Below are 23,313 nucleotides of genomic sequence, written 5' to 3' on the forward strand. Positions count from 1 at the left end.
TTTTCTGAGAATAAAGCCACTAGACAGTTAGTTTGTCTTGTGCATTTTAGTATCCCGCGCAATAATCAGTTCCTTCGAGGTTTGCTTCGAAGTCCCAATCCGAAACACCATAAAACCAGTTTGTTTCCACGAGTGCAAGGATGTTATAGGAGCCGTGACAAGCGGTTCCTGCTACCATACCTTGGCCTGGAACCACTTCAGCAGCAATAGGACCAATAAATGGAATCATATGCATGGCATCTATTTCAGCAATCCCTGCTTTTGTCTTCAAAAATACTTCCCAAAAAGAACATGGGGGAATAAACCAATACGCTGTACCTAAGATTATAACACCTGCGTTTGATAAAGCAGTGTTAAGAGTCAATTGCAGAAAGTGAATAAAGTCCGCACTCCCTGCTGCCATCCAGGCAGCACCATCAACATAAAGACATTGTCGCTCTTTATATTGAAGATCACAAACATCTATTGGCAATCCATTCTCTGCATTATTTTCTAAGCATCGAGTGTACATACAATTAATTTGTCTCTCTTTACGCATATTATAGATAATCGCATCAATATACAAACAATTCTGCGCAGTATGGATGCTTTTGTAGGGATCCCAATCATAAAATAAACCAATCTCTTCAGGAAATGATTCAGGAAGTTGCTGATCTTCTTGACCAAAAAAGCCCTCTCCGACACCAACACTTTTCTCATAATATGCTGGAGTACCCTGTTCACGCGCATTAATAAGAATTTTATTCTCTATTCCACCAAAACCTTCGCAAAGTTTACCTGTATAAATACTGCACATTGTTTTTGTAACAGTTCCAAAACTCAATGATCCATACCCCACTGGCCAAACAAAATCAGCAATAATAGAGTGATACGTATTTGCGGCAGTTTCGTATTGAACCATTGCGGCATATACAGCCCAAGCCCCAGAACCTGCCGTTGGACAAGCAACAATATTCCAAGGAACAGCTGTACATGCACCCATGTAAGTCCCATATGCAGCGTATGCAATAAAAGTTGTAAAAACACGAATTCCGGAGAGAAGTGCATCAGCTTTTGTAAGCATATCTACAATTTTACACATAATCCCAAGCACCTTATTCCATCCAACCAACGCATCAATATCCGCCTGCGCCTCAGCAATCCCCTGCTTCTGCAACGCAATTCTCTCCGCAAGACTTGCTTCAACACTTCCAATCGGCGTTCCATATAAATCAACAGAAATTTCAATCTCATCGACTTCAGGAGTGCTATAAACAGTATCGCCATACTGCATGGTAAATGAAATACTGCAATCAAGATTCAAGGAATACGTCGCATTAGGAACCGCTTGTGCAGGTAAAGACACAACCATAAACGTCGACGTATCAGACTGATCAATAAAGTACACAGCACCAGCATTTTCACAACTTCCTGTTTTACTGACAATATCAGCAGCAGAAGTATAAGAAAATGTCAAAGGAACATACAACGGATAATCAATATACGACAAAGTTAACTTATCAATATCAACAACATCGCCAACATAGGTCGTGACAAAGTCAGGAGTTCCAGCTTCTTCTAATTCACAAACAGAAATATCCACCGAATCATCGCCAATATTTCCCGCATTATCACTTACCTCAATCTGAACATCTTCATCTTCTGGAGAAGAAACAAAATCAGTAATGTACAACGTACAAGTAAACAAATCTTCAGCTATTTTAACACACTCTTCAGTAATTGGTTCATCATCAGTGCGAATATCTTCACCATAAAAAGTAATAAACAGTTCATCAGAATCATCAGTCGCGTTCACCACAACTTCAAGTGTATCCATTGCAGTCGGACAATCAAGAGAAGTAGTAATATCCAAAATCTCTGGTTCTTCAGAATCAGTGCCAACATCGACTTCATACGATTCCATCGCGTTGCCTGCGTCATCTTCCGCGTCAATAACTAGTGTTGATTCTGTGGTGCCAGAATACGACATGCTAAAATTCCAAACACAGGTCCAGTAGGAACCATTTTCCCAACAATCTGTTGGATCCTCTCGAGAGAGAGAAGCTAGACTAAGCGTCAAATACGCTTGTTCAAAAGAAAAGCCAGAACCAGTCGCGTCAAGATCCGCATACACACTATTCGTGCCATATTTGAGATACAAATCCTCACTCTCAAACTCATTATACACTCTATAGACAGTCGGAGCGGAATCATCTTTTGTCAACGTATATGTTGGACTGTATGTTCCTTCATTTCCTTCATTATCAGTTGCGGAAAAAGGCAACGTCAAAGAGCCAGAAACATCTTCGATGTACAGCGCGTACCACGCGCAACGCCAAAGCGTTTCATTATCACTATCCTCCTCGCAACTATCCGCAGTCATTTCTTCATAAGTGGAACCAATAACTGCGTTAAGAGCAGAAAAGTCTCCGACAACAGTATTTTCACTTAAAGAATCATCAGTCACATTAATGAACACATCAACAAGCACAGCGTCAGAACCAATGTATTCAACAATATTCCCACTCGTGCTTTCTTTAATTTCCAAACTTCCTGTTTCAAAGTGCGGTCCAGTACTATCAACAGAAATTGCTTCACAATATTCATCACTAAAATAGCCTACATTATCAACAGCGACTAAACAAAGTTCATGATCGCCATCTTCCAAATTAAGCTCAGTCACAGAAGTAGAAATCTCATCTTCAATCGAGCATTCTGACGCGACATTAATCGTCTGAATTTCAGTATCATCTTGATACAACGTCAAATAATCAATACCCGCGCAGACAGAGCAATCCTCGCACGCAGTATCGGTTACTTCATAAGAAATCGTGATATCTTCATCAGATTTTTCAACAGTGTAGGAATCAATTGTTGGTTCTTCTTCGTCAATAAGAATAGTTCCTTCGACTTCATCAACAACAATGCTTGAATTAATAAGTTGAATAATGTACTCCATCTCTTGCCCTGCCCTATCAGTCTGGCTGCTTGTATAAACACATTCCTTCCCAGAGCAGGAGTCGAATGCTTCTTTTTTTGTATAATCAATGTAGAGCTGTTCCGGCTTTATTTCTTCTGATGTCTTAACAGTTGCGGTAAAATAATCATTGTCTGATTTCATAACATCTTCGACGCCATCGCTTCCAGTAATAGTCACGCTGGTGATAGTGAGTGCAAATGCTTGAGAAGAAATAAAGGGGATCGACAGCACCAAACACATCATAAAAATAGCACGATGAAGAATATAATACTGATTCCCTTTTTTCATGGTTATTTCTAGAAGGAATAGTATATATAAGGTTTACGGAGTTTTTAAGTGCAAAATGATCATGAATCTTGATCAGAGAGCAGTAACAGAATATATCCAGAAAATAATTCAAGTATACCGCATATAATACTCTTACTATATTTATACATATATCCTATAGAGTATGAATTATACATACAAGGAGGTCCTATTTATGTAGAGAAACTCGTTACCATAACATAATATGGGAGACACTTGTTTTTGCAATAATGGTTATAGGCAGTCCATTAGGGAGACTTCATTTTATAGGGTGGATAATTATAACCATTCTTAATACAGTCATGGCATTGCTTGAAGAGAAAAGAACAAGAGTTGTGATCCTCGTCCTTATCGTCGTTCTGCAACATATTACATTATTATTGTTTATGTTCGACTATGAGAAACTTGGAAGAGCGCAGTGGAAAAAGAAAGAAGAAGCTTTAAGAAAAGAATTAACTGATAAGTACCTAAAAGCCTCTCAAAAACAGGATTGATTTATTCTACCTTTACTCCATCAGGCAAAGAACAATGTATGGTTTCTTTGTGTGTCTGTAGTTTTTTGCCATCACAAACAACAGTTTTGTGAGAGACAAGAATTGAAAGTTTCGCAAAATCATTATATTGAATTTGCTGCGGTGCAGAAGTCTCAGAACCAAAGAAAGCAAGATCTCCCGCAGCACTCTTTGGCGCTTCAAGAACCTCCAATTTTCCATCATGTTCTGCCGCTAAAATCATGCCTGCGCTCATGACTCCGCGAAGTTTCGCTGGCTTGAGATTTGCGACAACAATCACGTGCTTTCCGACAAGATCTTCTTTTTTGTACCAAGAGCGAATACCAGAAACAATCGTGCGAACATCGCCATCCCCAAGATCAATGGTTTCAACGTACAATTTTTCTGCGTTAGGATGTTCTTCAACAGAAAGAATTTTTCCTACTTTGAGGAGCAGAGGGAATCCTTGTGCTTCAGTTTTTGGAAACTCCTTTTTCTCTTGCTTTTTCTCTTCTCTTTTCGTAGGCTCTTGGACAATAAGCGCTTTGTGCTCTTCTTCAATCTTCTGAATGAGCGGGACAACATCTGAAAGAACAAAGTCTTCAGGAACAAAAGAAAGATCATTCCAGGTCAACGAAGAAACACCCAACTGCTTTTGGAGTGCAGAGCTAAACGTCGGTAAAATCGGCGCAAGCAAAATACTCAAATCTTTAATCAGCAGCGTGCAAAAGGAAATAATGTCTTTCGTTTTCGAAGCATCTTCCTTAATCAGTTTCCACGGTTCGTTTTGCTGGAAATATTTATTTCCAACAGAACTAAACGCCAAAATTCCCGAAAGCGCGTCTTTGAAATTCATCTGTTCATAATTCATTTTAACAGTAGAAGTAAGTTCACGAAGCGCGATAATCTCATCAGCAACAGCAGGTTCATGGAAAGAACCAACTTTCCCGTCAAAGTTCTTCGCGGCAAAACTTAACACACGATAGCAAAAGTTCGCGATGTTCCCTATAAGTTCGCTGTTGACTCGCTCTTTAAACTGCGCTAAATCAAGATCAAGATCAGTGACTGTTGGAGACAAATGCGCTGCGTAATAAAAACGCAAATATTCTGGATTCAAGTGATCTAAATAATGTCGGGCAGTAATGAATGTCCCTCTGCTCTTTGACATTTTTTCTTTGTTCACTGTCAAGAATCCATGGACCATAATTTTGGAAGGAAGCTGAAATCCTGCAGTCATCAACATGGATGGCCAAAAAAGAAAGTGAAAATAAATAATATCCTTACCGATAAAGTGAATAACCTTTGTGTCTTTAGTATTCCAATAATCAGCAACCTTCTCCCCAGAAGTTTTGCAATAGTGCGCAGTAGAAGCAATGTAGCCCACAGGCGCGTCAAGCCAGACATAATAATATTTGTTTTCTTCACCAGGAATTTTGAACCCAAAGTAAGGGCCATCTCTGCTAATGCACCAATCCTGCAACTCTCCCAACCAATTGCTGACAGAGTTCACAATCTCAGGCTGCACATCCGCTGTCTTAAAGAAATGCCGCAACTTATCTTCATACACGCTGAGTTTGAAAAAATAATGTTCAGAGGTTTTTGGAACAGGAGTTTTACCGCACGTCGCGCATTTGGGATTAATGAGGTCTGTTGTTTTGTGCGTGCTGCTACATTTTTCGCAGACATCTCCATATTGATCTGGCGCGTGACATTTAGGGCATGTTCCTTTCACGTAACGATCAGGTAAAAAACGCTTGCAATGTTCACAGTAAATAACAGGAATTTCTTTGGTGTAAATATGTCCCGCTTCTTTGAGTTTTGTGAAAATAAAATCGCTGTATGTTTTATTTTCAGGAGAATTTGTCGAGTAATAACTATCGAACAAAACACCAAAATCAGCAAAGTCTTTCGTATGCTCTTTGTAATATTTGTCAATGAGCTGTTCTGGTTTCATCCCTAAAGAAGTTGCCTTGATCTCGATGGGCGCGCCGTGGGTGTCATCTGCGCAGACAAAAACAGCGTGTTTGCCAAACAGTTTCATCGCGCGAGAATAAATATCCGCTTGAATGTATTCCACCATATGACCAAGATGAATAGAGCCGTTTGCGTAAGGGAGTGCTGCGGTGATAAGAATTCTCTCTGTATGCTTTTTTTCATGCGCATGCGATTTCATGGAAAGAATGTGATTGGTTTTATATTATAAATGTAGCGGAAAAGAGTACCATCCAATCCAACAAGTGAAATCGTCGACTTTCCATAAGAAGGAGGTATTTTCTTCGTCATTTTCAGAATTCTGTTTTTTCATAGTTTAATAAATAAAAATATTTAAGGATTCCAAAAAGTAATAAGGCGATTCATGGAGGAGCAAAGCGAATATTTTTTCAGCAGCAAAGAAAATACACGCACCAACAATACCTTTTACTGCCAGGGGGACCCAAGAACCGAAGTAACGAGTAAAAGAGAAGACAATTTAGAAGAGAAATTCGGTGAATGGGGTTATTTTTTAGAAAAAAGGAACAAAAAAGTAGAAAAAGAAGTTTAACCTTCATTTCACATGGAAGAAAAGAATAATATACCCCTCGAAAGATCGGATGGTACGGAAAAAAGAAAGAGTTTAGCGCTTCACCAATTCCTTCACAGCCTTTCTTGTTTCTTTTGGATCATCTGAACCAACAACAAGAACAGTTCCGTAGTACGTTGGATCCTGATAGATATAATACGCTCCTTCCTGAGAAGCGCCTGCAGCAATTACTGCTTTACTAACACTATTGACAGAAGATCCGCCAACAACAATCGCGTGCATGGTTCTCCAGTCAGAAACAGCTGTATCTTTGACAAGCGGATATCCATATTTTCCAACAAGCGCGAGCGCGGCAAGATAATCACTTGTTGATCCTTTGCTTGGAATAACAATCTTCATGTCATAATACCAATCTTGTGTTGACGCGAAGAATTCATCCACTGTCGTAATTGGTGAAAAGAAAGGAGCTTCTGAAGCAGTACAACTTCCATAAGAACAAGAACCATCACAGGAAAATACTGTTGATTGGACATCTTTTCCATCACAATACCAATCTGTAACTCCTTTGCCATCCGCGGTGCAGGTGTCTTCATACGCAGTCGTTGTGCCATCTAATGAATAATACGTCAAATATCCGGCAACTGCAGGATCCGCTCCTGTTTCAGTGTCAGAACATTCCAAACTCATAGTGTCACAAACAGTTCCATAACAATATTCTTTACACTGAACTTTTTTTGATTGTACTGTATCGCCTTCACAATACCATTCAGTGAGTGTTTTATCATCAGTGCATTCGTCATAGCCCATTCCACTTTCTCCGGATGCGGTAAGATATTGCACAACGCCGCTTGTGGAAGTATCGATGCCATTGTCAGAATCTTCGCAGGAAGCTTCTCCCTCAACACAAGACATTCCATCAGCGCTGCAAACATATCCTTTCTCACAATCATAAGATCGTAACGCGGGGAAATTATCTTCATCACAATACGCAACAGTAGCGTGATAGGTTTCATAGGCGCCAATTCCTGTTGTATAAGCGCCGCAATAATGTTCGTACGTACGTTTTTTTCCACTTCTATCTTTTCCAGTCACGCCTGTATCTGTTGAGGTACAGTCTCCTGTCACTTTTTCCTGCACAGGAAGGAGAACTTCTACTTTTTCAGTATATGATTGAGGACATGCGTTATCCGCGCACGCGTAAGAACAGGTGTAGCGGCGTTTTCCAAGATCTTGTCCATTAATACAACTGTATTCTATAAGTGATTTTCCTTGTTCACAAGAATCTGCGTAAGATTCATCATTAAGCGTCACCGTTCCTGCGCGACCAACACCATCATACGCTTCTCCCGCGTCTGTGTCTTTACACGCGTCGTCACCGCTGATCTTAACGATAGGCGAACCATACAAATAATTACCTTGACAAGTTCCAGTTATAACATTGCAACCATAAGTACATTTTTGTTGGACAAGCCGAAGATTTCCAGAATCACTACAACTATATTCGAGAAGCGCGCCTCGTGCTTTTTTATCTCCATAAAATGTAGAATCACACTGATCTTCATAGACTTCGCCGGCAAACGTGACTGCTCCAAACTTGTCAAATGTGTCGCCGCCATCTGTATCAATACATGCATCACTGAACTCAAGAGCATCCTCTGCCTTGAGGCATTTTCCAGAATCGCACCCATATCGGCAAAGCGCTTCTGTTACTTGTGCATAATAATGTTTCCCCCATTTTCCTTGATCATAAACACCACAGGAATATACTCGTGCGTAAATTTGAGCTCCATTATCAAAACAGGAATTTTCGCTAGAGAATTTTCCACCAACAATTTCCGACCATCCTTTAACACCAGTTTCTGTTTCTTTACAGTATGAACTAGTAGGTTCTTCTTCTTCCTGCACTTCTTCTGCTTCTTCTTGTACCTCTTCTATTATTTCTTCCCTAACTTCTTCGACAACTTTTTCCTCGACAACTTCTTCAACAACCTCTTCCTGAACTTCTTCTTCTACTTCCTCAACAACAATCTGTCCATCGACAATCTCAACAACACCATATTCTTCAACTAATAATTTGTAATCAGCGGATTGCATGACAGCAACAGCATCATGAACATTACCTGTAATATAGAAATTCCCGTCCCTCTCTTTAATAGCAGCAGTACCACCATTATCAAGGCGAGTAAAGATAAGAAGCCCACCTTGGCTTAAATCTACTTCAGAAAGCATCTTTGTTTCATCGCCAGACGAAGCAAGCGTGGCAATCTCTGCTATCTGTTCTGCAGTAACACCCTCATCTAAAACAATAACTGCTTTTCCAGTCAATGTTCCTTGAAGAGAGAAAACAAAGAGAAGAATAAACGCGAGAGCAAAAAAAGAAAAGAAAGAAGAAAGATAGCGTTTTATTTTTCGTTGCCACATAAAAATCAACTCACGCGCTTAACCACATAAGCATCAGTAAGACTTTCTGGATTATTCACAAGCAACGCGACCGCGTTTCGTGTATCTTTTGCTTCACTACCTGAAATGACAAGTGTTTTTCCTCCTGCGTCATATTCTTTGACAAGGAATAACGCTTCACCAATGCCATAATCCCATGTTTGACCGCCAAACGCGGCTTCACTTACTTTATTTGCGTATGGTCCACCAATAGCAACATATGTTCCTGATGTCGCGTCACTAATCGTTGCGTCTGTTACAACCTTCCAGCCATATTTGCCCGCAAGATCAATTGCGGCAATATTATCTTCTGTAGCGGCGCCTGCTCCGATGACGATGACAGGATTGCCACTGATCATAAAGTCGGCAACAGTCATGCTTGCGGTATGACATTGGTTATCCACACAATTGCATGCGGTTTCTGCTGCAACAACAGTGCCATCTGTACCACAACTATACGTGACAAGGGTTTCTGCTCCATTGCAATAATCATAATACGCATAGGAAGCGCCATACGCGTCAGTTCCTGTGACTGTTTTATCCCCAACTGAACAGGTAGGAGTTACTGTTGTCGCTGCGCCAAGACAGACGCCATTCTCGCATCCTTCTGGACATTTATCCCAATAACTGCTTGCATATGCTCCTGAATAACTGCTTTCTGCGCAATAATAATCAACAACATAATATGTTTTATCCCAGCTGCTGTAATAACAGTAATCGCTGTACGTAAATTCTTTTCCATAATAATCAACACCGCTTGCGGTGCCGGCAGTGTACACATCTCTTCCTGCGTTTGTCGCTGTCGCGTCGCTATCAGTACAAGCTTGTTCCCACGTTGGTTCAACGCAAACGCCATCTTCACATCCTCCTGGACAGAAGACATAATTTTCATACACTGCATTGTTGTCATTGCAATATTGTTCCATAACATATTCATACCCATAAGAATCATAACAGGAATCAGATTTTTCAAAACTGTTTCCAGATTTGTCGTTTCCAGTTACTGTTCCATAAGTAGAAGCGCTCTTTTGCCAGTCATATTCATACATTTCTGTATCATCGCTATCTTCACAAGTTGCAGTGTATGCAGCATCGACACAAACACCATTCTGACAGACACCATCGCAAATAATATAATCCGTGTAAAGATAGTAGGTGTTGTCCCACGAGTAACAGGAATTCTCAACAACATATTGATAATCGTCTGAGTATGAATAACAGCTGTCCGCCGCTGTTCTTTCTTCTCCAAATTTATTGATCAGTGTTGTTTCGCCGTATGTTTTTTCATCTTTTCCATTATCAGTATCGACACAGGATGGCGTGACAGTCGCGACATCAACACACCCTTTACCCGCTTCGCAACCACTTGCACAGGTTTGCCAATTTGATGTTGGATACCAACGAGCGTCATAATCATATTGATAACAATAATAGTCTGCGTAATAGTATGTTCCTGAATAACTGTCATAATAACAGTAATTATCATACGCGTAATCGTAAGAATAATCCTGCTGACCAGCGCCATAATAATCATAATAATAACCCGTATATGTTCCCGCAACCCCTGCATCCGTTTCCCAACAACCTTCTTTTACTTCAAGAGTGCAATCAGCAGTGCAACCATCGCCATTCTCAACATTTCCATCATCGCATGTTTCTGCGTCCTCGACAATTCCATTACCGCAAACTACTCCATAAGAAACAGGAGAGATGCACGCGCCATCAAAGCATCCATACGCGCAAGTATGCTGCGTATATGTATAACTTGTTTCTGTGCAAACTTTTTCAAAGACATCATTTACTGTCGCTGTTCCTGAACCGCATTGATCTGTCTGATCAATGACATTTCCATAAATATCTGTTCCAGAGAGTGTTCCATATTCATCAGGATTATCTCCCCCATCGCTATCAACACAATTATTCTTTGGAGGAGCGACACACGCGCCATCCTTGCAACCATACGCGCAAGTATACTGCGTATAGGTATAACTCTCTGCAGTACAGACTTTTTCAAAGACATCATTTACTGTTGCTGTTCCTGAACCGCATTGATCTGTCTGGTCAATAACATTTCCATAAACATCTGTTCCAGAGAGTGTTCCATACGTATAAGGATCATCGCCATCGTCACTATCATAGCAATTGTTTCCTGTTGCTTGATCTATATTTTGTTCTGTTGAAGGAGTCACACCAATAAGAGCGCCATCCACAACCTGAACAACATCATACGTAGAGAATATATCGTAATTCGTGGAATCCATAAGAGAAAGCGCGGCAAAACCAACAACAGCGTCTCCTTCAAGAATAAGATTTGTTCCGGATTTTGTGATCGTTGTGGGAGAAGCGCCGAGATTTTGAACAAGCAATGTATTTTGTTCCGCGCCAGTCAATTCGCTAGTGAGCATAGTTTCTGTAATAGAATGGTCACTCGCAAAATCAGAAGCGGCGATAATAATGTCAACATCAGCGCCATCTTCAAGCGCGATCGCGTTGATAGAATAAGAAGTTTCTGCGATGGAATATCCTGTTGGAGCACGTGATGAAGTAAAAGTAACAATGCCAATAAAGAGGAAGATCGCGAGAGCAAGATACATAGAATAATCTTTTTTATGACAAAAATTTTTGAAAAAAGATGATGACATACCCCCCTTCAGAACAAGTTATTATTTAAACCTTTCTTTTCTCTGTTCTTTTTGTTGAGAGTTTTTCGTTTTTCTCTTCTTCTTTTTTCTTTCCATCTCGCTCAAATTCATCTTCAACGTTCTCAATATACCGTTCCATTTTCAGAATATCAACAATGTGTTTTTTCTTAAAGTGAGTAAAACCATCACGAATATATTGAACACTTCCGTGCGCGAATCCTTGCATAGGTCGAATCGCGAGTTCGTAGAAGAAATGATACCCTTCGACCTCCCGCAATTCTTTGAGCTTTGTAAAAAAGAAAAGTGCGATGGCAAAGCGAAACAGGAAGGAAACAGAAAACAGGAAAGTGATATCATGAATCCCTAACAAAAGAGAAACAACATGCAAACCGCTACCCGCAAGCGCGCCGATAAAGACAGCGACAGTCGTCATAACGTTGTAATACGCGTTGTAGATCATCCTGTATTTACTCCCCACAAGATCAAAAACATAGTTTGCGGTCGTGAGGTTAAAACCTGCCCAAATAACGCCAGAAAATAACTCAACGATAAGCAGGTAATAAAAGTTTGAAGAGAAGAGCCAAAGAAGAGGAACAAAAGGAATGAGAAAACCAGTAAACACAAGCACGCGTTTATTGCCAAAACGATCAGAAAGCGATCCCCAATGACGAAAAACAAGAAATCCTCCTGACGCGCCAATGGCAATCATAATAGTAAACTGCAGATAAGAAAACCCAAGGCCGCCTTCCGCGACAGTATGGAGCATGTAGGGCGTAAAAAAAGGAGCAGCAAGGTTCACCGCAAAACTCATGAGGCACATATACAAAACATACTGACCAAAAGAAGTTTCATAGATATGTCGAAGAAAATCCTGAAAGGTAACGCCTTCAAAAGAGGGAATTTTTTTGACTTCTTCACTTTCATGAATGCGAAGAATGTACAGAAGAGAAAGAAGTTTCGAGATAAACGCGACAAAAAAGAGAATACCATACGCAACCCATAAATTAATATCAGAAAGAACAGAAAGCAGATAGCCCCCAAGAGTTGCCGCGAAAAAACCAAACCTTCCGGCGGTCTGATTTTTTCTTCCGAAGAATTTACCGCGCGCGTGTTCAGGAACAATATAGACAAGCCAGCTAATCCATGCAGGGTTGAAAAAACCGCCAAGCATGTAATAGATACAATAAGAAATAATGAGCGCGACAATACCTAATGTTGGAAAGAGAAGTGGAATAAGAAAAAGCGGAAGCCAGAGAAGCGATTGATACAAAAGAAATTTGACAATAACTTTTTTTCTATCGGGAAATGTGTGAAGGACTTTGACAGAGAAAAGTTGTGTCAGAGCGCCGAGAAGCTGAGGAAGAGTAGAAAGAAGACCAATAGAAAAAGCAGAAGCCTGTAAAAACAGCGCGAAGGGGACAAGGAATTTTTCAGCGATGTTTTGGGTAATGCTTGCTGCTCTGCATTCTAAGAGAATCGCGCGAAGATCTTTTTCAAGCGTTTTTCTATCATCGGGAGGAGTATGAGTCGTCGTTGCCGCAGTCATGAGTGTCCACACACCACACTTCTTTTTATGTTTTGTTGAAAACACAAACAATAATAAAGAACAAGACAAAGAATAATGCCATGAACCAACAAGGACATAAACTCCATCCAGGACACGACCCACATCAGATAGTGAGAAAAGGAAACTATGTCAGTCTCCATTATGTCGGAAAGTTTGCGGATGGAACTATCTTTGAAACAACAAATGCAAAACCACTTCGATTTATGGTCGGAGAACACACGACTATCCAGGGTTTGGAAGAAGGAGTTCTTGGAATGAAAGTTGGAGAGAAGAAGCGAATCATTATTCCCGCGGAGAAAGCGTATGGAAAACATCACAAAGATCTTGTTCAGGAAATTCCACTCAGCAAAATACCACGAGAAATAACACCTTCTATAGGAATGGTGCTCAAAAAAGAAGCGAAGACAGGAACAATGATTTACACAAAGATTATTAAAATAAATAGAGAAAGCGTGATCATTGACATGAATCATCCGCTCGCGGGAAAAACATTAGTCTTTGATGTAGTGGTGATGGGAATTCAGTAGAATCTTCTTAAAATTCTATAAAGTATCAAAGAGAATAAACTTTTGTTTCTTTATCAGTCATTTGGCGGACAAGACTTTTTCTAATATTATTAATGTCATCAAAAGCAGAGTTTGCGAAAACAGTGCCAAAACGAATGTTTGAATTAAAATAGTGTGCGTCAAGCGCGTGCTGAGCGATTGCTTGTGTATCTTCATCTCGAAAGGGGAACGGAGAATTTAAGAAGCAGGAAACCGGATTTGGAAGATATTGTTTGTGATTATGCACCAGTTCATAAAGCTGTACAGCAAACTCAAGGATACAGAGCCCATGTAAAGAGCCATGAATCTGTACAGGATCACGGTGCTTTCTAATACCATGAAGAAGACCAACAAAAGTATCCCAATCATCTCTGCAAACAACACCATAAGAATCAGCAGAAACTAAAGGAATATCAAGAACATAGGAGCGAACTCTGCGATTCGCAGGAATAAGATCTTCCAAAAAAGCGTCATGATGCCCTATTTTAGGATCAACCACATGAATAACCTGCTCAGCGGAAGCTGCAAGAGTCGATAACTTATCACAATATTCCTGAAAAACTCGTGAACCACGAACTTTGCGTTCTTCAGCAGGAAAACCAGGATGAACAAAGATATCATACTTTACCATAATCACTAGAAAGTAGGGAAAATTTATAAATATTACTGAAATTACAGTATTTCTTTCAAATCCTGCATGCTTTTGTAGAGCGCTTGAATGGTGCCAGGATGTTCTGTTTCCATGCGAAGAAGAAAGGGTTTCAAGGGATGTTTTTTCACCGCAAAAGGAAGCTTGTGATACTGACAATAAAGAGAAAGTTCTTCATCAGTCACAGAAGAGAAAAGGAGCAGCGTATTCTTTTTTTGCTTCAGAAACTTTTTTCCAGAAAGAAGATGCTCCAAATACGCGACAGCGCAATCATCAAGTGTTTCTGATAAAATCATCGTATCAGATTTTTTTGACGCGCGTTTAAGGATAGTAAGAGGAATGTGCATAACATGCTGCGCAAAATAAAGAGAAGCGAGATGTGAAGCAACAATGCGTTGGCCTCTTTTGAGCGGATGATCTTTAAGATATTTCCGCACACGTTTTTCAATAATGTGACTAAAACAAAATTTGCAAAAGCGATGGCTATTGCTTACGTAACCAAGTTTCGTCGGAATCTCTTTTTGACAGCTTAAACAATTCATGACAGAGAAAAACGACTATAAAGATTTAAATCTTTCCGTATGCAAGGCTAATGGAGCAGAGATGAAGAGAATTTTGCAAAGTTCTCTTAAGAATATTTCTTGCCTATCTCCTTATACGCTTGCCTGAATGGCATTCCTTTTTTTACTAGTGCGTATGCTTCTTCTGTTGCATACAGTTCCGACGTCATTGCGGCACTACATTTTTCTCTATTGATTTTAAGATTTGGAATCAATAAACACATGATCACTACACCCTGTTCGACTATTTCTAAAGAAGCCATAACTGGCTCTTTTGTCAGTTGCATGTCTCTATTATACCCTGACATAAGATTCGCGACAATACTCTTTACCTTATACTCTTCACCTAAAACAATATGATATTTCCCTCTCAATAATTCCAGAACATCTGGATTCTTTTTTTGTGGCATAACAGAACTTCCTGTACAAAATTCAGAGGGAAGTTCAATATACCCAAATTCATTCATAGTAAAAAGCATGAGATCAGTAGAAAATTTATTTATATCATACATAATTTGTGTCAGCGCGTGCAAAATTGCTATTTCATACTTTCCGCGTGTCATTTGCGCATAGATTGGATTCTCAATAATTTTTCCAAACCCCAGAAGATCAGCAGTCATTTTCCTGTTCACTGAAAATACAGGAATTCCATATCCCGTTCCTGTTCCCAAAGGAGAAGCGTCAATAAGGGTATACGTATTCTGAAGAATGATTAAGGAGTCAGAAAACGAAGCGATAAAACACTCCAGCCACATCTTTATTGTTGTGGGCATTGCTTTTTGCATATGCGTATACCCTGGCAACAGCGTTTCTCCTTCTTTTTTTGCAAGCGCTGCTAGTTTTTTATTCAACTCGTGAAGAAGCTTTTCAATCTTTTTCAACGCGTCTTTTTCATATAATCGCAATGCTGTTAATACTTGATCATTTCTGGAACGGCCTGTATGAATTTTTTCCCCGACATCCCCATATTCTTTTGTAAGATAATTTTCTATCGCGGTATGACAATCTTCGTCACTTTTCTGGATAACAAATTTTCCTTGTTTCTGTAACGAGATTATCTCTTGTAATCCCTTAATCAGAAGTTTTTCTTCTTCTGCTTTCAAAATTCCAATCTCCTTTAGCATTTTTGCGTGCGCGATAGACGCTTCACAATCAAAAGGAATAAGTTTTTGATCTAAGACAGGATCATTCCCCACAGTAAATTTTTCCACTTCATTGTTAAGGATGTAGTCTTTTTGCCAAAGTTTCATAGTAACCCTTCCTCCTGCTTAAACCCAAAGCGAATATTCATATTTTCTACTGCCTGCGAAGCTGCTCCTTTGAGGAGATTATCAATTGCGCTGATTACTATTAGATGATCTTTTGCTTTATGTATTCCCCCAATAATGCAATAAGGAGTGTTTTTTACATGCATATATGTTGGTACCTCGCTGATTATTTTTACACAAGGCGCTTTTTCGTAAAATGTTTTGTATTTTGCTTCTATCTCCTCCTGTTGTTCATTGAAAACACCAAACACATGGATTGTTGCAATGAGTCCACGGAACGCGTCCACCACATGAGGAGTAAAGGAATATGGTTTTGAAACAAACTTTCCAATTTCTGGATATTGATAATGAGTAGTAAGTGCGTATGGAATCACGTTCTCTTCATACTCATATTTATTTGTTCTTCCTCCACCAGAATAGCCGCTCTTACAATCAAAAGCAATTGCGCGGACATGCTCTTTGAGTACACGCTCTTTGAGAAGCGGTAAAATTCCTAAAATACACGCTGTTGCGTAACATCCTGGATTTGCAATATACGATGCTTTTTTTATTTGATCAAAATGCGCTTCAGGCAAGCCGTACACATACTGCGGATTAAATCGCTGACTGGGACTGAGATCAATGATGACTTTTTTTAGGTTGGGGATAACTGCGGCTGCTTCCTCTTTTGGCAATGCGAGAAAAACAATGTCTGCTTTATTTATCTCATCGAGACTTGGATCTTGATATTTCAGATTGATGTTGGAATCTTTATAGACATCGCTGACTCTCTTTCCTTTATTGTTTTTACTTTGCGCAAACACAATCTCAACTTTCTTATGCGCCACTAATATTTGTACTAATTCATTCCCGCTATACCCTGAAGCGCCAAGTATTCCAACTTTTATCATTGGACGACCTCGTTAAAGACGTTGAGGAATGTGTTGACGTCCTCTTCACTAACGATTAATGGAGGAAGGAGCCGTATTGTTTTTTCATGCGCCACATTTATAATTATTCCTTTTTCCATGAATTGGGAAACTTTTTCTTTTGCGTTTTTTTTTAACTCAATACCAATCATCAATCCTTTTCCTCGTACTTCCTTTACCTCCTTCTTTTTCATTTTTCTTATCTCTTCTTGCATGCGATTTCCTTGTTTTACCGCGTTTTCCATCAATCCTTCTTTTGTTATTGTCTCGATAACATGCAGCGCGACTGCGCTACAAAAAGAATTTCCTCCAAATGTTGACGCGTGATCTCCTGGTTCAAAATCAAGTCCTCTGGCAAGTGTTGCGCCAATGGGGAGCCCATTTGCCAACCCTTTTGCAGTCGTTACTATGTGCGGTTTTATTCCATGCGCTTCATATTCAAAATACGTTCCTGTTCGACCATTTCCAGATTGCACTTCATCCAATATCAATAAAACACCTTTTTGCTCGCATATGTCAAGCACCTCTTTAAGATACTGTGGAGGAGGAACGATGATGCCTGCTTCGCCTTGTATTGGTTCTATTAGAACAGCTGCTGTTTTAGAGGTTATTGCTTTTTCTATTTTTGCGGCATCTCCATAATCAACGAAGGTGAATCGAGAAACAAGCGGTTTGAACTTGCTTCTGTATTTTTTATCATACGTTGCGGAAAGACTTCCAAATGTTCTCCCATGAAATGCATTTTTACATGCAATGAATTCGTGTTTTTTTGTATGGACGATCGCTAACTTTAGTGCGCATTCATTTGCTTCTGTCCCACTATTGCTCAAGAAACAGTTTTGCAATCCAGAAATCTCTACAAGCGCTTTCGCAAGTTTGACCTGATTTTCCGTATAAAACAGATTACTGACATTTGTCAAACCATGCGCGTCCAATACTGCGTTTTTTATTGCGGGATGATTATGGCCTAATGGGGTACATGCTATTCCTCCTAAAAAGTCCAGATACGCTTTACCAGCAAAATCATATACTTTGCATCCATTTCCTGACTGAAGCGCTAAAGGATATCTATTATAGGTATGCATAAGGTATTTTTTTTCTTCTTCAAAAAGAGTCATCTTTTCACCATTGTTGCTGGCAGCGCCATTATTAAGGGAAATAAAGTATGTACTGTATTTCGATCAAGGTTATACCAAAAAATAATCCATGTATTAGATTTTTCAACACCATCACAATTTTTAAAATACCAGTTGTTTATAGGGTTATTCACTGAAGACCGCCAGATAAGCGAAGGATATTTCATTTTTACAAATGACCACATTGCTTTTGCAAGCCCATTCCCTTGCGCGCTTTTTGCGATCGCGAGTTTATCAAGATACGCTGTTCCTTGTATCTTTTTTATAATCATAACGCCAGTATACTCTTTATCCACAATAACGCAGTCAATGGGCTGTTCAAAATAGTCCCCAACAAGCATTTTACAAAAACTTTCCTCAAGAAGTTTTTTTATTTTTTGGGTATTGACGTCATTGAAACTCTCTTTTATAATGAATGAACCACCGTATCTGATGAATGTGCCACTTCCTTTCACCGTAAACAACTCCTGAAGGATGTTTTCTGCTGAACAAACTTCCACAACTGTCTGAGGAGCGTTTTGAAGAAGGGTTTTTATCTCCAGTACTTTCAGGAGCATTCCTTCTGTAATGACATTCTTTTTTATAAGATCTGGGAGATCAAACTGTATATCAATCGTTGAAATAATATTCCCTTTTTTATCAAGCACTCCTCCTGTTTCAGTGACCAGAATGAATTTTTTTGGTTGTATCTTGTTCACAAGCCAGCTTGCGAGGTTATCCGCGTTTATGTTATACGCGCAATCATCATCGTCGTATCCAACAGAACCTAAGATTGGAATATACCCTGATTTGCACAAATCTCGTAACTTATCTATTTTCACTTTTTTTACTGAACCAACAAATCCAAGATCAACTCCGTTGAAGTTCTCTGCTTTTTGCGCTTCAATCAATTCCAACGCAGTTGCGTTTATTGCTCGCCCGCCATTCGTATTAATTTCATTGGTAAGTTTACTGCTCAACGCGGTAATTGTTTTTTTCACTATTTTCATTGTCTCTTTATCAGTAACACGCAGCCCGTCCACTTTTTTTGAAACAATTCCTTTTTTTTGTAATTCTTTATCTATCTGCTTTCCTCCTCCATGAATAACAATAGGAGTAAGGCCCAGTTTTGAAAGAAATGCGAGATCCTCTGCGACCAGGCGCATTTTTTCTTCAAGCGTGCTGCCACTGATTTTTACTACCGCAAATTTATGGCGAGGAGTTTTCTGGAACATTTGCAAGTAGAGTTCTAATTCTTTATCAAGACCAAAGCTTCTGAGTATCTTCATTGCTGTTTCTTTCATGAATATCCCTCTATCGCGGATTGGAGAAAGGTAATGCAAATGTTTAGGCTATCATGTGTAACATATTCGTTTGGAGCATGCGCCTGCTGTATTGATCCAGCGCCATATAAAATAGTATTGTATCCCTTTTGGGCAAACAGCGCGGCTTCACTCCAAAATTGCGCAGACCCCTGCGCTCCTTTTGTAAAGGGAGTCTTATTGACAAAAGAATCTCCTGTAAAAGAAGCCTCAACTGTCGCGTCACGCGCGCTCTTTTTGATTTTTTTGAGTACTTCATTGTGGGTTTCATACGTTCTGATTGAAATTTTTATTCTACATTGGCCGGCGCTGATATTTCCTGAAACATTTTTGCTTTCTATGCGCCCAACGTTAAATCCCTTTAGTTTTGTGATTGCCTTTGCTGCTTTTTCTATCGCGTTCTCTTTTCTTATTGAGCTATGCTCTTGCTTTGCGGTAAAGGTAAGCCAAAACGTGTAATATCCAGGATGCTTTGTGATTATTTTATTCTCTGTTGGTTCAAGCACAAGAACATTTTTTATTTCTTTTGCATAAGGAGATTTCACAAAATCATGTATTTTACTGACCTTTCCAAATTCTTCATCAATTGAAAAGAGAACCATAAGATTTTTTATTTTTTTAAGAGCGCGCAGCGCTTCAATCGCTTTGAATATACAATAAATATTCCCTTTGTTGTCACAGGCGCCTAACCCTATTGTTTTTCCCTTGCGTACTTTTGCGAGGAGAGGATTTGTTTTCCACCCCACTGCTTTTACAGTATCTATATGCGCGTTTATCAATAATGTTGGCTTTCCCCAAATTCCGACGATATTCTGTCCAACCATCGCGACGTGAGCGCCATGCCTTTGTAATTCCTTTGAAAGAAGAACAGTCATTCTTTTGTAATCTGTTCCCGGATTTTGCGTATTTATCGCAATTAATTGTTCGAGTTTCATCGTCCGTCCTTTAATCTTTTATTTTACTTTTTCTTTCTTTACTGTTTTATTTGCTTTTCCTTTAATTTTTTCTTTTACATGCAAGTTTTTCCTGCAAGGTAAACAGGGCAATAAACCCATCAGCGTCCTTTGCTGTCCATGAACAGCTTTGCGCGTAGGTCGCAACAGATGTATTCACCAAAGAATTTTTGCTCGTTAAAGAAACAACAGAGATTTTTTGTGGTTCAATTTTCAGAATAACTTCTCCTGTTACCTGTTTTTGCATGGAATCAAAAAAAGCTTCCATATCCTTTACAGCAGGATCAAAATACAATCCATTATAGAGATGATTCGCGTAACTGACGCGCACCTGTGACGCCAAATCCATTTGCGTCTTTGTCAGTGTTATTTGCTCCAACGCCTGATGCGTCTTGAGTAACGCCAACAATCCAGGAGCTTCAAACAGAATTCTTCCTTTTATTCCGATAATGCAATTCCCTGTATAAACCTCATTTCCCCAGCCATAGCTCCCAACAACCTGATGCAGTATTTTTAGTATCGACGCGCCATCCATTTTCTTTTGATCAATCTTGACAGGGACTCCCTGTTCAAAGGTGATTGTTATCTTTCTGGTTTTTGTTTCTGTTTGTTTTGTTAATGTATACGCGTCTGCCGCGGGTTCTTCATACGCGTCAATCTCAGAACCAGAGACAGTAACTCCCATGATGTTTTCGTTTATTGAATACTTCTTGTTTTTGTTTTCAACAGAGTAACCATTGCTCACTAAAAATTCTGCTTCCTCTGCTCGAGACAACGCTGCTTCTTTTATGGGACTTATAATTTTCAGATCTGGAGCTAAACTTCCAAACGCGCTATCAAATCTGATTTGGTCATTGCCCATTGCTGTGCTTCCATGCGCGACTGCCTGCGCTTTTTCTTTTTTTGCGATTTCAACAACTTTTTCCGCGATGATATATCTATCAACACAAAGCAAAGGATATGTTCCCTCATACACTGCGTTTGTCTTCACTATTTTTGAAATAAACGTGTCAAAAAATTCTTTCTGGCACTCTATGTTGTAGTGTTTTACTGCGCCAAGAGCAAGCGCTCGTTTCTGAATTTGTTCCATTTCTTTTTCTAAAAATCCGCCTGTATTGACCGCGACAGTCACTATGTCATGACCTTTTTTCTTTAAATATACAACCGCGAACGAGGTATCTAACCCCCCTGAAAACGCAAGAACTATTTTCATTGTATTTTACCTCTCAACCAAGTAATTTTGCAAGCAATGCTTTTTGTACCCATAATCTGTTTTCTGCTTCTTCTATAATCAGCGACTTTTGTGCGTCAATGACCGCGTCTGTGATATTCATATTCCTTCGCAACGGCAGGCAATGGGAAAAATATCCATTATTTGTTTTCTTGAATCGGCGAGCGTCAAGAATCCAATTTTTGTTCTTGTCATGCTCTGCTTTAAATCGATCAAATTGACCATAGTGCTTTAAAGATCCCCATGATTTCACGTACACAAAATCTGCGCCTTCAACTCCTTTATCAGGATCATGAACAATCGTACATGTTGATCCATTTTTCCTGCAAAATTCTTTTGTTCTTTCAATAAACAGCGGATCAAGGTCGTATCCTTCAGGATACGCGAGCGTCACGTCCATTCCAAACTGACCCGCGATGAGCGCTGCTGAATTTGCGACAGCGGTATTAAGACCTTTTGGATGATACCCCCATAAAAGAGTCATCTTTTTTCTTTTTACCGTCTTCATTTTTTCCTTCAATGTCATCATCATTGCAAGCGCCTGACATGGATGGAGTATTGTTTCCATATTGATAATAGGTTTTGAGGAATATTTGACCATCGCGTTGATGAGTGGATCTTTCTTATCTTCATTCCAATTCTTAAACGCGGGAAACGCGCGTACCGCGATTCCATCGCAATACCTATTGAGGACCCGCGTCGCTTCTTTGATATGTTCTTCAGCGTCTCCATCCATAACAATTCCTTCTTGTACTTCAACGCCCCAAGACCCTTTTCCAGGCTCAAGGGTAATCATGTGACCACCAAGTTGATAGAGCGCGACATCAAAACTTGTTCTGGTTCTTGTGGAAGGATTAAAGAATAAAGCGGCGACTGTTTTTCCAGAAAGCTCTCCTGTCATTTTGTTTTTATCGTGCTTATATTTCACTGCCTGCGTGATGATCTTTTCTAATTCTTCTTGAGAATAATCTGCTGTTGAGATGAAATTCATTATGATCCCTCGCGAATTCTTAAATATAAATTTTTTGAATGTTGCACTTGTGCATTGGCGACTGCTTTTATACTTACTGTTCCAAATGAAAGGATATAAACACTTTTGTTCGAAATAGAACAATTGAGTAAATTTTATAAATAGAGCTACCTTCCTTATAGCATGAAAAAAACAATATATGATATGAAGAAAACAACAACAGATCTTACGATAGAATACATCAAACAACATTATGATATTCAAAAATGTCTGCAAAAAGGGCTCATCAACTATTCCGCTCTTTCCAGAAGAATAAGAAAAGAGCTGGGAATTGAAAAGAAGACATCTATGGAAGCAATTCTTGTCGCCGCAAGACGTTATCAAGAAAAATTAAAGAAGAATATAGAGCAGGAGAAAAAGATAATGCAACTGTTGCAAAATTCCCAGCTTCAGATAAGGAATAAGATAGTTGCCATTATTCTTGAAAAGAATATTGATCTTCAATTTGTCCAGGAACTTCAGAAGAGAATAAAACAAGATTCAGGAGTTTTTTACCTTATTGAAGGATCAGAAATTTATACGATCATTGTTGAAGAAAAAAATGCTTCTGGCTTTGTTCATAGGTATGAAAATAAAATAGTAAAACAACATAGAAATCTTGCGCTCCTTACTTTTGTCTCTTCCAAAGAGATTGAAGATACTATGGGTGTTCTTGCGTATTTAACAACACTGTTTTCAGAGAATGGAATTAATATTCTTGAATGTATCTCCTGCTGGCGTGATACGCTGTTTATCATCAATGCAAAGGATACAAGTAAAGCAATAGAGTTTTTGCATAGAGTAACAAACACCTGCGAGAGTTAATAT

17 protein-coding genes and 1 pseudogene are annotated in these 23,313 nt (G+C 39.3%); 4 read left to right on the plus strand and 14 right to left on the minus strand.

Going from position 1 to position 23,313, the window contains the following annotated elements; genetic code table 11:
* Window positions 1-46: 46 nt before the first annotated feature.
* Window positions 47-3,247, minus strand: a complete 3,201-nt coding sequence (locus HZC31_00270; GenBank protein ID MBI5001799.1) for a hypothetical protein — start codon at window positions 3,245-3,247, stop codon at window positions 47-49.
* A gap of 248 nt (window positions 3,248-3,495) precedes the next feature.
* On the opposite strand from HZC31_00270, the gene HZC31_00275 reads away from it, so the two are divergent.
* Complete coding sequence (locus HZC31_00275) at window positions 3,496-3,759, plus strand: hypothetical protein (protein ID MBI5001800.1); 264 nt, start codon at window positions 3,496-3,498, stop codon at window positions 3,757-3,759.
* A gap of 1 nt (window position 3,760) precedes the next feature.
* Here the strand turns inward: HZC31_00275 and metG are convergent, their stop codons facing one another.
* Window positions 3,761-5,929, minus strand: coding sequence for a methionine--tRNA ligase (gene metG / locus HZC31_00280; protein MBI5001801.1), 2,169 nt, complete (start codon window positions 5,927-5,929; stop codon window positions 3,761-3,763).
* 183 nt (window positions 5,930-6,112) lie between these two features.
* Here metG and HZC31_00285 point away from each other — a divergent pair, with 183 nt between their 5' ends.
* The gene (locus HZC31_00285) at window positions 6,113-6,298 is read left to right on the plus strand and encodes a hypothetical protein (GenBank protein ID MBI5001802.1); all 186 of its coding nucleotides are present in this window, start codon (window positions 6,113-6,115) and stop codon (window positions 6,296-6,298) included.
* 72 nt (window positions 6,299-6,370) lie between these two features.
* Here the strand turns inward: HZC31_00285 and HZC31_00290 are convergent, their stop codons facing one another.
* The 3 genes and pseudogenes from HZC31_00290 to HZC31_00300 all read right to left on the minus strand — a co-directional run bounded on the left by HZC31_00290 (window position 6,371) and on the right by HZC31_00300 (window position 12,904).
* On the minus strand, window positions 6,371-8,698 hold the full coding sequence (locus HZC31_00290) for a hypothetical protein (GenBank protein ID MBI5001803.1): 2,328 nt from the start codon (window positions 8,696-8,698) through the stop codon (window positions 6,371-6,373).
* Between the two features lie 1,634 nt (window positions 8,699-10,332).
* Window positions 10,333-10,428 (minus strand): annotated as a pseudogene (locus HZC31_00295) (DUF4215 domain-containing protein).
* A 955-nt stretch (window positions 10,429-11,383) separates the two neighbouring features.
* Window positions 11,384-12,904, minus strand: a complete 1,521-nt coding sequence (locus tag HZC31_00300; protein ID MBI5001804.1) for an MFS transporter — start codon at window positions 12,902-12,904, stop codon at window positions 11,384-11,386.
* 80 nt (window positions 12,905-12,984) lie between these two features.
* Between HZC31_00300 and HZC31_00305 the strand changes: the two genes are divergently transcribed.
* On the plus strand, window positions 12,985-13,452 hold the full coding sequence (locus tag HZC31_00305; GenBank protein ID MBI5001805.1) for a peptidylprolyl isomerase: 468 nt from the start codon (window positions 12,985-12,987) through the stop codon (window positions 13,450-13,452).
* Between the two features lie 25 nt (window positions 13,453-13,477).
* Here the strand turns inward: HZC31_00305 and HZC31_00310 are convergent, their stop codons facing one another.
* The 9 genes from HZC31_00310 to HZC31_00350 all read right to left on the minus strand — a co-directional run bounded on the left by HZC31_00310 (window position 13,478) and on the right by HZC31_00350 (window position 22,467).
* On the minus strand, window positions 13,478-14,101 hold the full coding sequence (locus HZC31_00310; protein MBI5001806.1) for a hypothetical protein: 624 nt from the start codon (window positions 14,099-14,101) through the stop codon (window positions 13,478-13,480).
* 41 nt (window positions 14,102-14,142) lie between these two features.
* Entirely contained in the window at window positions 14,143-14,661 is a 519-nt protein-coding gene (locus tag HZC31_00315) for a hypothetical protein (protein MBI5001807.1), read from the minus strand.
* An 86-nt stretch (window positions 14,662-14,747) separates the two neighbouring features.
* A complete protein-coding gene (argH, locus tag HZC31_00320; protein ID MBI5001808.1) occupies window positions 14,748-15,929 on the minus strand; it encodes an argininosuccinate lyase in 1,182 nt (393 codons plus the stop codon).
* Window positions 15,926-16,837: an N-acetyl-gamma-glutamyl-phosphate reductase gene (argC, locus tag HZC31_00325; protein MBI5001809.1), complete on the minus strand. Its 912-nt coding sequence runs from the start codon at window positions 16,835-16,837 to the stop codon at window positions 15,926-15,928. The genes argH and argC overlap by 4 nt, the downstream gene beginning before the upstream one ends.
* Complete coding sequence (locus HZC31_00330; GenBank protein MBI5001810.1) at window positions 16,834-17,973, minus strand: acetylornithine/succinylornithine family transaminase; 1,140 nt, start codon at window positions 17,971-17,973, stop codon at window positions 16,834-16,836. Before HZC31_00330 ends, argC begins: the two co-directional genes overlap by 4 nt.
* Entirely contained in the window at window positions 17,970-19,274 is a 1,305-nt protein-coding gene (argB, locus tag HZC31_00335; GenBank protein MBI5001811.1) for an acetylglutamate kinase, read from the minus strand. Before argB ends, HZC31_00330 begins: the two co-directional genes overlap by 4 nt.
* Complete coding sequence (locus HZC31_00340) at window positions 19,271-20,227, minus strand: M20/M25/M40 family metallo-hydrolase (protein ID MBI5001812.1); 957 nt, start codon at window positions 20,225-20,227, stop codon at window positions 19,271-19,273. Before HZC31_00340 ends, argB begins: the two co-directional genes overlap by 4 nt.
* Window positions 20,228-20,288: 61 nt before the next feature.
* A complete protein-coding gene (locus tag HZC31_00345) occupies window positions 20,289-21,458 on the minus strand; it encodes an argininosuccinate synthase (GenBank protein ID MBI5001813.1) in 1,170 nt (389 codons plus the stop codon).
* 13 nt (window positions 21,459-21,471) lie between these two features.
* Complete coding sequence (locus HZC31_00350) at window positions 21,472-22,467, minus strand: N-acetylornithine carbamoyltransferase (protein MBI5001814.1); 996 nt, start codon at window positions 22,465-22,467, stop codon at window positions 21,472-21,474.
* Between the two features lie 162 nt (window positions 22,468-22,629).
* On the opposite strand from HZC31_00350, the gene HZC31_00355 reads away from it, so the two are divergent.
* Window positions 22,630-23,310 (plus strand): ACT domain-containing protein, encoded by a 681-nt coding sequence (locus HZC31_00355; protein MBI5001815.1) that lies wholly within the window; start codon window positions 22,630-22,632, stop codon window positions 23,308-23,310.
* Window positions 23,311-23,313 lie beyond the last annotated feature (3 nt).

The organism is Candidatus Woesearchaeota archaeon, from assembly GCA_016214075.1.
GTDB lineage: Archaea > Nanobdellota > Nanobdellia > Woesearchaeales > DSVV01 > JACRPI01.

Coding starts and splice junctions, on each gene's coding strand:
- HZC31_00270 (MBI5001799.1), bottom strand. CDS start 3,247: ATGAAAAAAGGGAATCAGTATTATATTCTTCATCGTGCTATTTTTATG.
- HZC31_00275 (MBI5001800.1), top strand. CDS start 3,496: ATGGTTATAGGCAGTCCATTAGGGAGACTTCATTTTATAGGGTGGATA.
- metG (MBI5001801.1), bottom strand. CDS start 5,929: ATGAAATCGCATGCGCATGAAAAAAAGCATACAGAGAGAATTCTTATC.
- HZC31_00285 (MBI5001802.1), top strand. CDS start 6,113: ATGGAGGAGCAAAGCGAATATTTTTTCAGCAGCAAAGAAAATACACGC.
- HZC31_00290 (MBI5001803.1), bottom strand. CDS start 8,698: ATGTGGCAACGAAAAATAAAACGCTATCTTTCTTCTTTCTTTTCTTTT.
- HZC31_00300 (MBI5001804.1), bottom strand. CDS start 12,904: ATGACTGCGGCAACGACGACTCATACTCCTCCCGATGATAGAAAAACG.
- HZC31_00305 (MBI5001805.1), top strand. CDS start 12,985: ATGAACCAACAAGGACATAAACTCCATCCAGGACACGACCCACATCAG.
- HZC31_00310 (MBI5001806.1), bottom strand. CDS start 14,101: ATGGTAAAGTATGATATCTTTGTTCATCCTGGTTTTCCTGCTGAAGAA.
- HZC31_00315 (MBI5001807.1), bottom strand. CDS start 14,661: ATGAATTGTTTAAGCTGTCAAAAAGAGATTCCGACGAAACTTGGTTAC.
- argH (MBI5001808.1), bottom strand. CDS start 15,929: ATGAAACTTTGGCAAAAAGACTACATCCTTAACAATGAAGTGGAAAAA.
- argC (MBI5001809.1), bottom strand. CDS start 16,837: ATGATAAAAGTTGGAATACTTGGCGCTTCAGGGTATAGCGGGAATGAA.
- HZC31_00330 (MBI5001810.1), bottom strand. CDS start 17,973: ATGACTCTTTTTGAAGAAGAAAAAAAATACCTTATGCATACCTATAAT.
- argB (MBI5001811.1), bottom strand. CDS start 19,274: ATGAAAGAAACAGCAATGAAGATACTCAGAAGCTTTGGTCTTGATAAA.
- HZC31_00340 (MBI5001812.1), bottom strand. CDS start 20,227: ATGAAACTCGAACAATTAATTGCGATAAATACGCAAAATCCGGGAACA.
- HZC31_00345 (MBI5001813.1), bottom strand. CDS start 21,458: ATGAAAATAGTTCTTGCGTTTTCAGGGGGGTTAGATACCTCGTTCGCG.
- HZC31_00350 (MBI5001814.1), bottom strand. CDS start 22,467: ATGAATTTCATCTCAACAGCAGATTATTCTCAAGAAGAATTAGAAAAG.
- HZC31_00355 (MBI5001815.1), top strand. CDS start 22,630: ATGAAAAAAACAATATATGATATGAAGAAAACAACAACAGATCTTACG.